This window comes from Sphingomonas sp. SFZ2018-12 (assembly GCF_022496715.1).
GTDB lineage: Bacteria > Pseudomonadota > Alphaproteobacteria > Sphingomonadales > Sphingomonadaceae > Sphingomonas.
This window is the reverse complement of the sequence record NZ_WTFM01000002.1, coordinates 356,213-369,860: the sequence shown is the minus strand read 5'-3', so window position 1 is coordinate 369,860 and position 13,648 is coordinate 356,213. Positions and strand designations below refer to the sequence as shown.

General features: G+C 68.0%; 16 protein-coding genes. 7 read left to right on the top strand and 9 right to left on the bottom strand.

Annotated elements, in window-relative coordinates; genetic code table 11:
- Positions 1–145: 145 nt before the first annotated feature.
- Positions 146–1,036 (top strand): LysR substrate-binding domain-containing protein, encoded by an 891-nt coding sequence (locus GO308_RS10805; protein WP_066483293.1) that lies wholly within the window; start codon positions 146–148, stop codon positions 1,034–1,036.
- Positions 1,037–1,263: 227 nt separating this feature from the next.
- Here GO308_RS10805 and GO308_RS10800 read toward each other — a convergent pair whose 3' ends face one another.
- Positions 1,264–1,716, bottom strand: coding sequence for a peptidylprolyl isomerase (locus tag GO308_RS10800; RefSeq protein WP_066483296.1), 453 nt, complete (start codon positions 1,714–1,716; stop codon positions 1,264–1,266).
- A 150-nt stretch (positions 1,717–1,866) separates the two neighbouring features.
- Between GO308_RS10800 and mgtE the strand changes: the two genes are divergently transcribed.
- The 3 genes from mgtE (at position 1,867) to GO308_RS10785 (ending at position 4,662) form a co-directional block, all read left to right on the top strand.
- On the top strand, positions 1,867–3,270 hold the full coding sequence (gene mgtE, locus GO308_RS10795; RefSeq protein ID WP_240885431.1) for a magnesium transporter: 1,404 nt from the start codon (positions 1,867–1,869) through the stop codon (positions 3,268–3,270).
- 53 nt (positions 3,271–3,323) lie between these two features.
- Entirely contained in the window at positions 3,324–3,725 is a 402-nt protein-coding gene (locus tag GO308_RS10790) for a DUF1489 domain-containing protein (protein WP_240885430.1), read from the top strand.
- A gap of 103 nt (positions 3,726–3,828) precedes the next feature.
- Positions 3,829–4,662 carry a TonB family protein gene (locus GO308_RS10785; RefSeq protein ID WP_240885429.1) on the top strand — a complete coding sequence of 278 codons (834 nt, stop codon included), beginning with the start codon at positions 3,829–3,831 and terminating at the stop codon, positions 4,660–4,662.
- Here the strand turns inward: GO308_RS10785 and rlmN are convergent.
- The 3 genes from rlmN to GO308_RS10770 all read right to left on the bottom strand — a co-directional run bounded on the left by rlmN (position 4,652) and on the right by GO308_RS10770 (position 7,116).
- On the bottom strand, positions 4,652–5,839 hold the full coding sequence (gene rlmN, locus GO308_RS10780) for a 23S rRNA (adenine(2503)-C(2))-methyltransferase RlmN (protein WP_082731672.1): 1,188 nt from the start codon (positions 5,837–5,839) through the stop codon (positions 4,652–4,654). The genes GO308_RS10785 and rlmN overlap by 11 nt on opposite strands.
- A gap of 93 nt (positions 5,840–5,932) precedes the next feature.
- A complete protein-coding gene (locus tag GO308_RS10775) occupies positions 5,933–6,454 on the bottom strand; it encodes a hypothetical protein (RefSeq protein WP_240885428.1) in 522 nt (173 codons plus the stop codon).
- Complete coding sequence (locus GO308_RS10770; protein WP_066672226.1) at positions 6,451–7,116, bottom strand: histidine phosphatase family protein; 666 nt, start codon at positions 7,114–7,116, stop codon at positions 6,451–6,453. The genes GO308_RS10775 and GO308_RS10770 overlap by 4 nt, the downstream gene beginning before the upstream one ends.
- A 126-nt stretch (positions 7,117–7,242) precedes the next feature.
- Here GO308_RS10770 and GO308_RS10765 point away from each other — a divergent pair, with 126 nt between their 5' ends.
- Both GO308_RS10765 and dnaN read left to right on the top strand, forming a co-directional pair.
- Positions 7,243–7,902 (top strand): outer membrane beta-barrel protein, encoded by a 660-nt coding sequence (locus GO308_RS10765; protein ID WP_240885427.1) that lies wholly within the window; start codon positions 7,243–7,245, stop codon positions 7,900–7,902.
- Positions 7,903–8,087: 185 nt separating this feature from the next.
- Positions 8,088–9,212, top strand: coding sequence for a DNA polymerase III subunit beta (gene dnaN, locus GO308_RS10760; protein ID WP_066483312.1), 1,125 nt, complete (start codon positions 8,088–8,090; stop codon positions 9,210–9,212).
- A 219-nt stretch (positions 9,213–9,431) separates the two neighbouring features.
- Here dnaN and GO308_RS10755 read toward each other — a convergent pair whose 3' ends face one another.
- Positions 9,432–10,091, bottom strand: a complete 660-nt coding sequence (locus GO308_RS10755; protein ID WP_240885426.1) for a hypothetical protein — start codon at positions 10,089–10,091, stop codon at positions 9,432–9,434.
- Positions 10,084–10,302 (bottom strand): helix-turn-helix transcriptional regulator, encoded by a 219-nt coding sequence (locus GO308_RS10750; protein ID WP_240885813.1) that lies wholly within the window; start codon positions 10,300–10,302, stop codon positions 10,084–10,086. Before GO308_RS10750 ends, GO308_RS10755 begins: the two co-directional genes overlap by 8 nt.
- Before the next feature lie 164 nt (positions 10,303–10,466).
- Here GO308_RS10750 and GO308_RS10745 point away from each other — a divergent pair, with 164 nt between their 5' ends.
- Positions 10,467–11,225, top strand: a complete 759-nt coding sequence (locus GO308_RS10745; protein WP_240885425.1) for a Coq4 family protein — start codon at positions 10,467–10,469, stop codon at positions 11,223–11,225.
- Positions 11,226–11,258: 33 nt separating this feature from the next.
- On the opposite strand, the gene GO308_RS10740 is transcribed toward GO308_RS10745, so the two are convergent.
- The 3 genes from GO308_RS10740 to GO308_RS10730 are packed head-to-tail and all read right to left on the bottom strand — an operon-like array spanning position 11,259 to position 13,296.
- On the bottom strand, positions 11,259–11,624 hold the full coding sequence (locus GO308_RS10740; RefSeq protein ID WP_240885424.1) for a VOC family protein: 366 nt from the start codon (positions 11,622–11,624) through the stop codon (positions 11,259–11,261).
- A gap of 55 nt (positions 11,625–11,679) precedes the next feature.
- Entirely contained in the window at positions 11,680–12,564 is an 885-nt protein-coding gene (locus GO308_RS10735; RefSeq protein ID WP_066483323.1) for an LOG family protein, read from the bottom strand.
- Positions 12,565–12,606: 42 nt separating this feature from the next.
- Positions 12,607–13,296: an extensin family protein gene (locus tag GO308_RS10730; protein WP_240885423.1), complete on the bottom strand. Its 690-nt coding sequence runs from the start codon at positions 13,294–13,296 to the stop codon at positions 12,607–12,609.
- Positions 13,297–13,648: the final 352 nt, after the last annotated feature.

Below are 13,648 nucleotides of genomic sequence, written 5' to 3'. Positions count from 1 at the left end.
CCTCACCTATGTGCGCTGCGTCATCCTTTTGTGCAAGTGCGAAAAGAACAAAGCCGATTGCAAGTTTCGCAATCGGCGACAAACGATCGCAATCGCCGGTTCGGCCGCTTGTCTGTTCCCGCACCGCACCGCACAATGATCTGCCATGCGCCGCCTTCCTCCCCTGACCGCGATCGAAGCGTTCGTCCATGTCGCGCGCCTGGGCTCGCTCAAGGCCGCGGCGAGCGAGCTTGCGCTGTCGTCGCCCGCGCTCAGCCGCCGGGTCCAGGCGCTGGAACGTTTCGTGGGGAAGGCGTTGTTCGAGCGCCGGCATCAGGCAATGGTCCTCAATGCCGACGGGGAACGGCTGCTGGCGCAGATCGCCCCTGCGCTCGATACGCTGGCCGATGCGGTCGAAGCCATGTCGACCGGCGGCGACGTGCTGCGGCTGCGCCTGGCTGTCCTGCCACTCTTTGCCTCGCAGCGGCTGATGCCACGCCTGGGCGACCTGCGTCGCCAGCATCCGCGCCTCCATCTCGATGTCGATACGACGAGCAACGCGCTCGCCCGGCTCGGCGACGGGATCGACGCAGCGATCGTGCTGGCGCCCGCGGTCGATCCGCAATTCCACAGCGTTCGGCTCGACCGCAACCGCGTCTATGCGATCGGCGCGCGCGCGCTGGTCGAGGGGGATGCGCCGGTGCGCCATCCCGCGCAGATGGCGGGCCTGACCGCGCTGGTGCATCGCGACATGCCCAACACCTTTGCCGAATGGCGCGTCGCCATGGGGGTTCCCGACCTCGAGCCGCTGGCGATCGATCATTTCGATTCGGGCGCGTTGATGCTGGAGGCCGCCGCGCTCGGCATCGGCGTCGCGTTCATGCTCGAATCGCATTTCGAGGGCGCGCGCGACGACCGGCTCGTCCGCCTGTTCGACGCCGCGGTCGACAGTGCCTACAGCTACTGGTTCGTCTGTCGCCGGCGCGCGCTCGATCAGCAGCCGGTCCGGCTGTTCCACGACTGGCTGGTCGCGACCGTCGCCACGACCGCGGAGTAATCCGAAAACAGGCGGCTCGGGTCAGACCTGATCGTCACCCCGGGCCTGTGCCGGGGTCCACCGTGCCGCCTTCACCGCGCCGGCAATCATGACATGACCCAAACCGCACACAGCGCCGTTGCCAGCACCGATTGCGCCCTGTCGAGAGGTAGACCCCGGCATAAGGCCGGGGGGACAGGTGAGGTCTGGCGTTCGTTCAGCTCAACCGCGATCGGGGCCAAAAGGCTTCAAGCCGCGCCGGCCTTTACGATCTTGCCCGGATTGCGCGGCGGCTCGCCCTTGGGCAGCGCATCGACATGGTCCATGCCGTCGGTCACTTCGCCCCAGACGGTGTACTGGCCGTCGAGGAAGGTCGCATCGTCCAGGCAGATGAAGAACTGGCTGTTCGCGCTGTGCGGATCGGCGGTACGCGCCATCGAACACACGCCGCGGACATGCGGCTCGCGGCTGAACTCGGCGCGCAGATTGGGCTCGTCGGATCCGCCCATGCCGGTGCCGGTCGGATCGCCCCCCTGCGCCATGAATCCGTCGATCACGCGGTGGAACACCACCCCGTCGTAAAAGCCGCGATTGGCCAGCGTCGCGATCCGGGCGACATGGCCGGGGGCGAGGTCGGGGCGCAGCCGGATGGTGACGTCGCCGGTGTCGAGCGTCAGGGTCAGGGTGGTGAATTCGGACATCGGTGCAGCTCCACGCGGCGAAAGGAATGAACGCCCCCTAGGCGCGGCTGGGCGTCCAGGCAAGGCGGGCCGCGGCCGTCGGTTGTTCGCGCGCCGCCGACGCGCTAGGGCGGGGCTGGAGTGACACGCGCGACCGGGGAGGGGCGGGGGATGAGCGAACGGGAATACGCCCCCGGTGCGATCGCGACCGAAAGCGGGCTGGACGCCGACGATCGCCTGAAACCCGAATTCGTGCGCTCGGTGCTCGACCTCGTCGCCACGGGGGATGAGGAGGGCGCGCGCGACCGCGTCGCGCCCCTCCACCCGGCCGACATCGCCGACCTCGTCGAACTGACCCCCAATGACGATCGCCCCGCGCTGGTCGCGGCGATCGCCCCGCTGATCGACGGCGACGTGCTCGCGGAAATGAACGACTGGGTGCGCGATGTGCTGATCGACGCGCTCGAGCCGCGCCAGCTCGCCGACATGGCGTCAGAGCTCGACACCGACGACGCGGTCGCGATCATCGAGGATCTGGGCGAGGAGGATCAGCGCGCGGTGCTGCGCGCGCTCGACCCCGACGATCGCGCCGCGATCGAGGAGGCGCTGAGCTATCCCGAGGAATCGGCCGGCCGCCTGATGCAGCGCGAGCTCATCGCGGTGCCCGAACATTGGTCGGTCGGCGACGTGCTCGACTATCTGCGCGCCGACGACCAGCTCACCACCGATTTCTGGGAAGTGTTCGTGGTCGATCCGGCGCATCATCCGGTCGGCACCTGCAACCTGTCCTGGATCCTGCGCACCCCGCGCGTCGTCGCGATCAGCGACGTGATGAAGCGCGAGCAGACTCTGATTCCGGTCGATATGGACCAGGAGGAAGTGGCGCTGCGCTTCCAGAAATACGCGCTCATTTCCGCGGCGGTGGTCGATGCCAATGGCCGGCTGGTCGGCATGATCACCGTCGACGACATCGTCCACATTATCCAGGCCGAAGCGGGCGAGGACGCGCTGCTGCTGTCGGGCGCCGGCGATGGCGACATCAACGAACCGGTTCGCGACACCTATCGCGCGCGCGTGCGCTGGCTGATCGCCAACCTGTTCACCGCATTGGTCGCCGCCACGATCATCACCCAGTTCGAGGATACGATCGCGGCGATGGTCGCGCTCGCCGCGCTGATGCCGATCGTCGCGGGTGTCGGCGGCAATGCCGGCACCCAGACGCTGGCGGTGACGGTGCGCGCACTGGCGACCAATCAGCTGACCCCGGCCAACACCTTGTGGGCGGTGCGGCGCGAGGTTGCGATCGCGGTGCTCAACGGCGCGACGGTGGCACTGGTGATCGGGGTGGGGGTCGGCCTGTTCTTCGCCAATCCGCTGCTCGGTCTGGTCATCGGCACCGCGATGCTCGCCAATATCGTCATCGCGGGGCTGGCCGGCGTGGTCGTGCCGCTCACGCTCGAACGTTTCCGCGCCGACCCCGCGATCTCGTCGTCGATCTTCGTGACGATGGTGACCGATTCGATGGGGTTTCTGGTGTTCCTGGGCCTCGCGACCGTCAGCGGCCTGGTCGGATAGCGCCGCCGAAATACCGTCTTGATCGCTGCCGCCGTGCCGCCCAGATCAGTCCGGTGCCGCTTCACCTGACCAAAGTCGCCTATGGCGCCGACTCGCTCGACACGCTCCAATCCTGGTTCGCGGGCCGCGAAGCGGCGGGCGGCGCGTCGCTGACCACCCGCTATCTGCCCAAGCGGCATGCGGAGATCGTCGGCGGCTCGCTCTACTGGATCCTGAAGCACCAGCTCGTCGCTCGCTCCGCCATCCTCGGCTTTGGCGACGCGGAGGGCGGCCGGGTGGCGATCCATATCGACCCGCGCCTCGTGCTCGTCCAGGCCCGCCCGAAGCGCGCGCATCAGGGCTGGCGCTATCTGGAGGCCAAGGATGCGCCCCCCGATCTCGGCTCGGGCACGGCGAGCGTCGCGGAGCTTCCTGCCGATCTCGTCGGCAAGCTGGCGGGACTGGCGTTGATCTGACGCGCACGGCCGCAGGGCCGGTCTTTTGCGCGGACTTGTCGCCACGAAGCGGCTTTCCGCCAAGTTTCTTGCCGGTCGACCGGCATTACGTCATTTTTCGCGGATGCAGTCGGGCTACGCCAGATATGCCTTTGCCCAGCCGACGGCGCGCACCTGGCGCGAGCGGGCCATTTCCGCCTCGCTGTCCGCTGCAATCCTTTTCCTGCTCGGGCTGTTGCTGTTCACGCTCGGTGTCCCGCCCGTCATCGCCCCGGCGGTGGAGGCACCGTTGCTGACCGAGTTTGTCGTGCTGCCCCGCATGCCGGCCCCCGAGCGTCGGGCCCAGGCCGAGCCCGACGTTCCGCGCCGGACCGTAAGCGGCGGCAGCCCGAGGCCGGCGGGTCCGCCGGACGCTGTCCGGCATCCGGCCGCCGCAAGGGGTGCGCCGCCCGATCCGCCGACCGACCCGCCACTGAAGCTGACCGAGGTGCCGCTGGTGCCGCCGCTCCCCTTGCCGCTGCCATCGATCGACGACGGGACCGCGCGCGCTGGCCGCGGCACTGCCGACGGTGCCGGTTCGCTCGGGTCTGGAAACCAGGGCCTTGGTGGCACTGGAAGCGGGCGCGGCCGGCGGGCCGGCGATGGCGATGGCGCCGCGCCGACGATCGTGCCGCCGCGATGGGTGTTCATCCCGACCGAACGGGACCTGGCACCGTTTGTGCCAGCGGCCGCCCGGCGCGCGCGGGCATCGGGGACGGTCTATCTTGCGTGCCAGGTGATGAAGTCGCGGCGCTTGCACAACTGCAGGATATTGTCGGAGCAGCCGTCGGATATGGGATTCGGTTCGGCATCGCTCGCCGCGTCACGCAATTTCCGCGTCTACCCGGAAATCAGGGACGGCAAGGCCGTCAACAATGTCTGGGTGGGCTTTCCGATCGACTGGACGTTCAAGCCCTGACCACCGCCTCGCGATCGCGCTCGGCCCGGCTCTTTTTCGTCGCCGCGGTCTTCAGCTGGCCGCACGCGGCATCGATGTCGCGGCCGCGCGGGGTGCGGACGGGGGCGGAAATGCCGGCTTCGAACACGATGTTGGAGAAGGACTTGATCCGCTCGGGCGTCGAGCATTCGTAATCGGTGCCCGGCCACGGGTTGAACGGGATCAGGTTGACCTTGGCGGGCAGGCGATAGCGGCGCAGCAGGCGGACCAGCTCGTGCGCGTCGGCGTCGCTGTCGTTCTTGTCGCGGATCATCACATATTCGAACGTGATCCGCCGCGCATTGTTGGCGCCGGGATAGTCGGCGCATGCCTGCAGCAGTTCCTCGATCCCGTATTTGCGATTGAGCGGCACGAGCTCGTCGCGCACGTCCTTGGTCACCGCGTGGAGCGACACCGCCAGGTTGACGCCGATCTCCTCGCCCGCGCGTGCCATCATCGGCACGACGCCGCTGGTCGACAGCGTGATCCGCCGCTTGCTCAGCGCCAGCCCGTCGCCGTCCATCACCAGCCGGAGCGCGTCGCGCACCGCGTCGAAATTATAGAGCGGCTCGCCCATTCCCATCATCACGATGTTGGTCAGCATCCGCCCGTCGGGGCTGGACGGCCATTCGCCCAGCGCATCGCGCGCCAGCATCACCTGGCCAACGATCTCGCCCGGCGTCAGGTTGCGGACCAGCCGCATCGTGCCGGTGTGACAGAAGCTGCAATTGAGCGTGCAGCCGACCTGGCTCGATACGCACAACGTGCCCCGATCGGCATCGGGGATGAACACCATCTCGAAATCCTGCGCGCCCTGGCCGTCGCCGGCATCGGCCCGCAACAGCCATTTGCGCGTGCCGTCGCTCGATACCTGTGCCTCGACCACCTCGGGGCGGCCGATCACGAACCGTTCGGCGAGCCAGGGATGCTGGGCCTTGGCGATATCGGTCATCACCGCGAAATCGGTCGCGCCGCGATTATAGATCCAGTGCCACAATTGCTTGGCACGCAGCTTGGCCTGCTTCGCCTCCATCCCCGCGGCGATCAGCGCCTCGCGCACGCCCTCGCGCGGCAGCCCGATCAGGTCGACGCGACCATCGGCGCGCACCGCCGGGCCACGCGGCACGGGCACGGGGTCGATACGCCCGGGGGCGGGCATGGGCACGGTCGATGGGGAAAGCATCGCGGCCATATAGTCGTCTCGCACGACTTTCGCCAGCATGGGCGCCAGCATCGCCGCCAGCCCGCCGGGTCAGCTGCGCGCGACGCTTCCCGAACAGGCCAGCACCGCCGCATCGATCGCCGTCGCCGCGCCGTCGAGCGCATAGACATCGGCAAAGGGCACGCCGGTCGCGGTCACGCTCTCGATGCTCAGGCTGCGCGCGGTGCGCATCGCGGCGATGATCGCGCGGTCGGTCGCGGCATCGGGTGCCCACGCGTCGGTCGGTCCCGCAAGCAGGGCAAAGCGGCGCTCGCCGACCGCCAGGGTGACGCGCGCGCGGCGGTCGACCGCACGGCTCAGCCGGACATGCAGCTGGCCGCGCGCGCCGGTGCCGGGCCAGCGCGCTATGCTCAGGAACGGGCGCCATGCACGGCTGCGCGGCGATCGCACCGGCCGGCTGATCGCAAAGCATCGGCGCGGCGCGTCGTCGCGAAACGCGCCCCAGCGGCCGTGCACGCCGATCGTCTCGCGCGCCGCCTGCGCCGGCATTGCGGTCAGCAACGCGGGAGCGATCAGCAACGCGGGGGCGATCATCAGCGCGCGACCCCTCATGCGTGCCCGCCGCCATCGCCGCGATGGATGACATGCTCGACGCCGCGCGCGATCCGCACGATCGATCCCTGCGGCAATCCGGGGGCGACGGGCGCGCCCAGCGTGGTCGCCGGGGCCAGTCCCGTCATCACGCCGCGCAGCACGCGGCTGGACACGCCGTGCATGATGACCAGCCGGTCGCCGGGGTCGGCGTCGGTCGCCTCGAGCCACGACGTCACGCGGGCCGCGATCTCGGGATAGGTCTCGCCATCTGGCGCGGGGCGCAGCGACCGCGCCTCCGGGTCGATCACCGATCCCGCCTCGGCGATCACCGCGTCATAGCTGCGCCCGCCCCAGCTGCCCATGCCGATCTCGACCAGCCGCGCATCGACCTGCGCGGCGTGCCAGTCGAGCTCAAGGTGCTCGGCGATCACCGCCAGCGTCTGGAGCGCGCGCCCGGTCGGCGACGACCACAGCGTCAATGCGGGCCTCGGCCCCAGCAGCGCGCGCAGCCGTGCGCCCATCGCGTCGGCCTGGGCAAAGCCGGCGCGGGTTAGCGGGGTGTGGAGCTGCTCGCCCTGCAACCGGCGCGTCGCGTTGAACACGGTTTCGCCATGCCGGGCGATGAAGTCGCGGCCCGGCCGGTTCCGGGTCGCCGTCGCGTGATCTGCCATCGCCGCCATTTCAACCCCCTGTGGCGCAAAAGCAACGGAAATCCTTGTTTATCTGGGGTTCATGCAACGCCTTCGCGCGCTCCCTAGTTAGCGCCTCCCACCCCGCGATCGGGGTGTGGAAGTTCAGGAGTATCTATGCGTTACGTATTTCTCGTCGCCCTCGCCGCCACGTCGGCCTTGGCCACGCCCGCTTTTGCCCAGGACGCTGACCCGACCTTCACGGGGCCGCGGATCGCGGTGCTCGGCGGCTATGACGGCATCCGCCCCGGCAGCAGCGAGGACAGCGATCTCGAAGGCGACGACCAGACGGTCGACGGCTTCCTCTATGGGGTCGAGGCCGGCTACGACATCGCGATCGGCTCGCGTGCCGTGATCGGCGCCGACCTGGAATATTCGGATTCGACCGGCAAGGTCGAAACCGACACCGCCGATCCCGAATTTTTCGACTTCGGCCGGGTCAGCACCGGCCGCGACCTCTATGTCGGCCTGCGCGCCGGCCTGCGCGCGGCGCCCAACACGCTGGTCTATGCCAAGGGCGGCTACACCAATGCCCGCCTGAACGTGCGCGCCAATGACGGCACCACCGAATTCCGCGAGAATTTCGAGGTGGACGGCTGGCGTCTGGGTGCGGGGCTGGAGCAGGCGCTGGGCCCCAACGCGTTTGCCAAGGTCGAATACCGCTATTCGAACTACTCGAACGCGAATTTCGAATTTGCCGACGGCGCGGTCAGCGGCGACTTCGACATCGATACCGACCGGCACCAGGTCGTCGCCGGGCTCGGCTGGCGGTTCTGAGGACCGATGCACCGCCCCGGGGAACCATGCCCCGGGGCGGCGTCACAAAATCGTCGGGAAGGGCCGGGGCCGCTTGCTCCGGCCCTTTTTCACGTTAGAGATGAACGGGTGGCGAAGCGCCACGCCCGCGGGCCCACGCCCGCTGGGACAGGAAGAATAGGGCGCGCACCGGGGGTTTTGGGACAATGAAGGCGACGATCGAACGCGCAACCTTGCTCAAGGGGCTGAGCCACGTGCATTCGGTGGTCGAGCGGCGCAACACCATCCCGATCCTGTCCAACGTGCTGATCGATGCGACCGGCCAGGGCGTGATCCGCCTGATGGCGACCGACCTCGATCTCCAGATCGACGAGACGCTGCCCGCCGCGATCGACCAGGCCGGCGCGATCACCGTGCCCGCGCACATGTTGTTCGACATTGCGCGCAAGCTGCCCGAGGGCGCACAGGTCCAGCTGTCCGCCGCGGAGGGCCGGCTGACCGTCGTTGCCGGGCGCGCGCGCTTCAACCTCTCGACGCTGCCGCGCGACGATTTCCCGGTGATCGCCGAGGGTGAACTGCCGACCAGCTTCGAGCTGTCGGCGGAACTGCTCAAGCAGATCATCGACAAGACGCGCTTTGCGATCTCGACCGAGGAGACGCGCTATTATCTGAACGGTATCTTCCTGCACGTCAGCGAGGATGGCGGCGCGGCCGGCCAGCCGGTGCTGAAGGCGGCGGCGACCGACGGCCACCGGCTTGCCCGCGTCACCGTGCCGCGTCCGGACGGCGCGGATGCGATGCCCGACGTCATCGTGCCGCGCAAATGCGTGAACGAACTCAGGAAGCTGCTCGACGAGGTCGACGGTTCGGTCGGCGTGTCGCTGTCGGGATCGAAGATCCGCTTCGATCTCGGCCAGGCGATCCTGACCTCGAAGCTGATCGACGGCACCTTTCCGGACTATAACCGCGTCATCCCGACCGGCAACGACAAGCTGCTCAAGCTCGATCCCAAGAGCTTCATGGCCGGGGTCGACCGCGTGTCGACGATCGCCACCGAAAAGGCGCGCGCGGTCAAGATGGCGCTCGACCGTGACAAGGTGACGCTGTCGGTGACCAGCCCCGAACATGGCGCCGCGGCGGAGGAAGTCCCCGGCGACTATGCGTCGGAATCGTTCGAGATCGGCTTCAACAGCAAATATCTGATGGACATTCTCGGCCAGATCGAAGGCGACACGGTCGAGGTACACCTGGCCGACGCCGGATCGCCGACGCTGATCCGCGAGAATGACAAGTCCGCCGCGCTCTATGTGCTCATGCCCATGCGGGTGTGACGACGCCGATTCGGGGCGTGATGACCTATGATTGACCCGCTCTTTCTGAGCGGCTGACCGAATGCAGATCGTCTCGAAACGGAGTCTGTTTTTTTCGCGTCACCCCGGCCTTGCGCCGCGGTCCCGCTGCCTGATCCAGCGCAGAAGATAGCGGCTCCCGGCGCAATGCCGGGGCGACGCGCAAATCCGCGTATCGCCTCGACCGATATGCATATCGGGTCAGACCCGCGCCAGGCCGAGCCGCACGCCGACGACCATCGACGCGACCAGATAGACCGCCATGGTCACGATCGCGGCGATCCAGGTGCCGAAATCGGGCAGCAGGCCGATCCGCGCCAGCGCTGCCCAGGTGAACAGGGCGAGCTGCAGGCCCCAGAAGCACGCGGCCCCCGTCTGGACGATCATGGTCCGGGTCAGTTCATCGCTCATCCGCCACAGCCGCCCGTTCAGCCAGGTCTGTGCGACGATCAGGGCGAGCAGCGCGATCGCGGTCAGGCTGCGCGCGGTGTCGGTCAGTTCGGCCGCCACCGCCAGCGGAGGCACCGCGAGGACCGCGCCGGCGATGACGCACACCACCGCCTGGATGCGTGCCGACCGGATCGCGGCCGGATCGACCGGATCGGTATCGCCGGGCTCGCGCTGTTCGACCGCGCGCGCGAACCAGGCGCTGCGCGTGGAGACGATCGCGACCCAGACGCCCATCAGGACCAGCAGGAACGCCAGCGCCAGCGCCATCACGTCCGCCGGCGGTATCGGCTCGACCCCGTCGAACAGGCCGTTCTGCGCGATCAGTCGACCGACCGCATAGCCGGCGACACCGCCCAGCGCGGCGAGCAGGGCGATGCGCAGCAGCTTCGCGCGCAGGCTCAATTCACGCATTGGGAGCCCCGGCAGGTTCCCATTCGTCAAGGAAGATGGCATCGACAGGCACTCCGAAAATCTTGGCCATGCGCAGCGCGAGCGGCAGGCTCGGGTCGTATTTGTCGGTCTCGACGGCGTTGATCGTCTGACGCGATACGCCCAGCCGCTGGGCAAGATCGCCCTGACTGATCGCCATCTCCGCCCGCAACACCCGCAACCGGTTCTTCACCCGTCCCTCACCGCATCGATCCGCGCCGAAGGTGACAACCATTGCCGACCTTCTGACAAGAGCTCTTTACATGATTCGCATGAAATGTCCAGAGCTCTTGTCACCCTTTCGACTTGTGTCGGTCGCCATGATCTATTAACAGTTATGTCAGTAACGGGGACGACATGGCAACGACCTTCGATACGAACGTGAATCCCGGCATTCCGACGCGGCGCGACTGGGGGGCGGCGTGGCGCGCGCTGCGCCGGCTGCTCGCCGACGGCAACGACACGGTTCAGGTGTTCCGCATCATGCGCGCGCTCAACAGCGACACCTCGCACCGCAATTATCGCCGGCTGCTGTCGACGCCGCAGGGCGGGCGAATCGCTTATGCCCGGGTCGAACTCGCCCGGCGCTTCGCCGACCGCGAATGGCTCGCGTCGCTGCCTGCGGACAGTGTCGGCGCGGCGTATCTCGCCTTTCTCGACCGCACCGGCTTTTCCCCGGATGGCCTCGCCGATATCGCCAATGCCGACAATGAAGGCTGGCGCGACGCGCCGCATCCCTATGCGTGGTTCGGCCGGCGCGAGCGCGACATCCACGACATCTGGCACGTGCTGACCGGCTATACCGCCGAGGAGCATCTGGGCGAAGCCTGCCTGGTCGCGTTCAGCTATGCGCAGACCGGCGGTCTCGGCTGGGCGTTCATCGGCGCGGGCGCGGCGCTCAAGAGCCTGCGCGTCACCGGCGAACGCCATTTCGCCGCCGCGGTGTGGGAAGGCTATCGCCATGGCAGGCGCGCCGCCTGGCTCCATGCCCAGGATTACGAGGCACTGCTCGCCGAACCCCTTGCCGCCGCGCGCCGACGTCTCGACATCGCCGAACCCGTCAAATACCGGGCCGCCCAGGCGCGGCTGGCCGAACAGGGCACGCCGGGCATCTGAGCCTTCCGCGCGGGCCGGCCGCGCGATCCAGGCTCAGCGTTGCTGGTAGATGATCGTATTGCCGCTCGGGTCGTCAATATAGACCTCGCGCGTGCCCCAGCTCTGGTCCAGCGGACCTGCATGGACCGGCGAATCCGCGCGCGTCGGCACCGCCAGCCCGCGATCGACGAAAGCGGCGAACCGCGCGTCGATATCGTCGCAGACAACGATGAACGACGCGCCGCCCGCCGCGCGGTCGCCATGCGCCAGGTTCAGCTGCACCTCGTCGGCACCCCTGCGCAGCACGGCATGGAATGGCGCGTCATCCGGTGTGGCCACGACCAGCGCGAAGTCGAGCAGGTGCGTGAAGAAGGCGATCGCCTCCGGCACGTCGCGGACGATCAGCACGGGGATCATCATCGCAGGCGCCGAAATCGACCGACCGGGAATTGCACGCCCGCCAATGGCCCCAGGCTCAGCGCGCGTCGCCGTTCGCAGTCTTCTGTTCCCAGAATTTCTGGACGATCGCCCAGCCTTCCTCGGCGGTTTCGACAAAGGTGATGAGGTCGAGGTCGCGCGGGCTGATCACGCCTTCCTCGCACAGCGCCTCGAAATTGACGACGCGCTCCCAGAACTCGCGGCCGTAGAACAGGATGGGGATGCGATCGACCTTGCCGGTCTGAATGAGCGTCAGCAGCTCGAACGATTCGTCGAACGTGCCGAAGCCGCCGGGGAACACCGCGACCGCGCGCGCGCGCAGCAGAAAGTGCATCTTGCGAAGCGCGAAATAGTGGAACTGGAATGACAGACCCGGCGTGACATAGGGGTTGGGTGCCTGTTCATGCGGCAGGACGATGTTGAGTCCGATCGATTCGGCCCCGACATCCTGCGCGCCGCGATTGGCGGCTTCCATGATCGAAGGCCCGCCGCCCGAACAGACGACGAAATGGCGCTGGCCGGCTTCGTCGCAGGCGCACTGACTGCTGATACGGGCAAGCTCGCGGGCGACCTCGTAATAATGCGACTTGGCGATCAATCGCTCGGCGATCCGGCGCGCATTGTCATCGCTGGCGATGTCGCGCAGCGCCTCCGCCTTGGCCGGCTCGGGGATGCGCGCCGAGCCATAGAAGACGAAAGTCGATGCGATCTTCGCCTCGTCGAGCAGCAGCGCGGGCTTGAGCAGCTCGAGCTGAAATCGCACCGGGCGCAAATCCTCGCGCAACAGGAACTCCATGTCCTGGAACGCCAGTCGATAGGCGGGGTGCGCGGTCTGGGGCGTGTCGTGCGGGGCGGCGCGCGCGGCTTCGGCTTCTTCTTCGGCGCGGCGGAACACGCGGCTGGGAACTCGGGTCTCGGTCATGCGCGCGGCTTTATCGCCTGTTCCGGCAAAGCGAAAATGGTTTCAGCGGCAAAACGGCTTGCCGCCCAGGTCGAAATGAAAGTGGTTGTAATGCGCAGCGTTATATTCGGGGCCGAGCACGGTGGTGAAGCGCCGGCACGCCGAGCGGTGGACGATGCGCAGAAACTCCTGTTCTTGAGGGTCGTCGGCGCGCCAGCCCTGTTCGACCGAGACGCGGCGGCCATCGGCCAGCACGAAGGCGGCGACATCCACCGCGTTGGCCAGGCCGTGCTGCGAAATCTTGCCCGCCGTCGCCGGACCGCCGCCATTGATGCCGCGACAGGAATAGGTGCCGAACGTCTCGACGCGCATCACGTCGCTGCCCAGGATCTGGCGCGCCGCCGGGCGGACGCCGTTGAACACCCAGGCGACGAAATGCCGGGCGAGCGGGCAGCGCATCGATTTGAGCCCGACCGTCGGCGTGCCGTAATCGAGCAGCTGGATCGCGCCGGTGACGATGCAGCCGCTGCCATAATCGCGGTCGGGCAAGGGCGAATAGCGGACGCCCAGCGCGGTCAGATCGGCCATGCACGCCCGCGTCGCCGCCGGATCTGGGTCGATCGCGGGAACCGGCCCGCTGGCGCGCGGGCGGATCGCGGGGCGCGGCGGCGGCTCGGGCGAGCGTTCGCCGGCGCAACTGGCGAGGAGGATGGCGAGCGTGACGGCGACGAGGGCCCGTCGTTGCCAACGCATTCTTGAATCGATCATGCCGCCCCGGAACCACAACTCAACACTAACCGCACTTAAACGCCATGAGACCCGTTCGTGTCGAGCGAAGTCGAGACGCGTGGTGCATCGGGCACGTTTCGCGACTTCGCTCGAACCAAAGGGTGTTGACGGGTTGAACCCAGCTCCACGCTATCCGCCACCCGAGCCGACCCCCCTGTCACCCCGGCCTCGTGCCGGGGTCCACCACGCGACAGGCGCGCCCGCCCGACTGGCGCGTGCGCCCGCGCACCATATCCGGGAAAGCTCGCGCGGGTGGGGGTCCGGACCCCGGCACGCGGCCGGGGTGACGATGAGAAGGGGGTTGTCCGTCGTTGCC

What these genes read in the sequence shown, in the direction of transcription:
- GO308_RS10770 (WP_066672226.1), bottom strand. Translation starts at nt 7,116, where the DNA reads ATGGCGGCGATGGCAGATCACGCGACGGCGACCCGGAACCGGCCGGGC.
- GO308_RS10805 (WP_066483293.1), top strand. Translation starts at nt 146, where the DNA reads ATGCGCCGCCTTCCTCCCCTGACCGCGATCGAAGCGTTCGTCCATGTC.
- dnaN (WP_066483312.1), top strand. Translation starts at nt 8,088, where the DNA reads ATGAAGGCGACGATCGAACGCGCAACCTTGCTCAAGGGGCTGAGCCAC.
- GO308_RS10745 (WP_240885425.1), top strand. Translation starts at nt 10,467, where the DNA reads ATGGCAACGACCTTCGATACGAACGTGAATCCCGGCATTCCGACGCGG.
- GO308_RS10755 (WP_240885426.1), bottom strand. Translation starts at nt 10,091, where the DNA reads ATGCGTGAATTGAGCCTGCGCGCGAAGCTGCTGCGCATCGCCCTGCTC.
- GO308_RS10765 (WP_240885427.1), top strand. Translation starts at nt 7,243, where the DNA reads ATGCGTTACGTATTTCTCGTCGCCCTCGCCGCCACGTCGGCCTTGGCC.
- GO308_RS10740 (WP_240885424.1), bottom strand. Translation starts at nt 11,624, where the DNA reads ATGATGATCCCCGTGCTGATCGTCCGCGACGTGCCGGAGGCGATCGCC.
- GO308_RS10785 (WP_240885429.1), top strand. Translation starts at nt 3,829, where the DNA reads ATGCAGTCGGGCTACGCCAGATATGCCTTTGCCCAGCCGACGGCGCGC.
- rlmN (WP_082731672.1), bottom strand. Translation starts at nt 5,839, where the DNA reads ATGCCCGCCCCCGGGCGTATCGACCCCGTGCCCGTGCCGCGTGGCCCG.
- mgtE (WP_240885431.1), top strand. Translation starts at nt 1,867, where the DNA reads ATGAGCGAACGGGAATACGCCCCCGGTGCGATCGCGACCGAAAGCGGG.
- GO308_RS10800 (WP_066483296.1), bottom strand. Translation starts at nt 1,716, where the DNA reads ATGTCCGAATTCACCACCCTGACCCTGACGCTCGACACCGGCGACGTC.
- GO308_RS10730 (WP_240885423.1), bottom strand. Translation starts at nt 13,296, where the DNA reads ATGCGTTGGCAACGACGGGCCCTCGTCGCCGTCACGCTCGCCATCCTC.
- GO308_RS10735 (WP_066483323.1), bottom strand. Translation starts at nt 12,564, where the DNA reads ATGACCGAGACCCGAGTTCCCAGCCGCGTGTTCCGCCGCGCCGAAGAA.
- GO308_RS10775 (WP_240885428.1), bottom strand. Translation starts at nt 6,454, where the DNA reads ATGAGGGGTCGCGCGCTGATGATCGCCCCCGCGTTGCTGATCGCTCCC.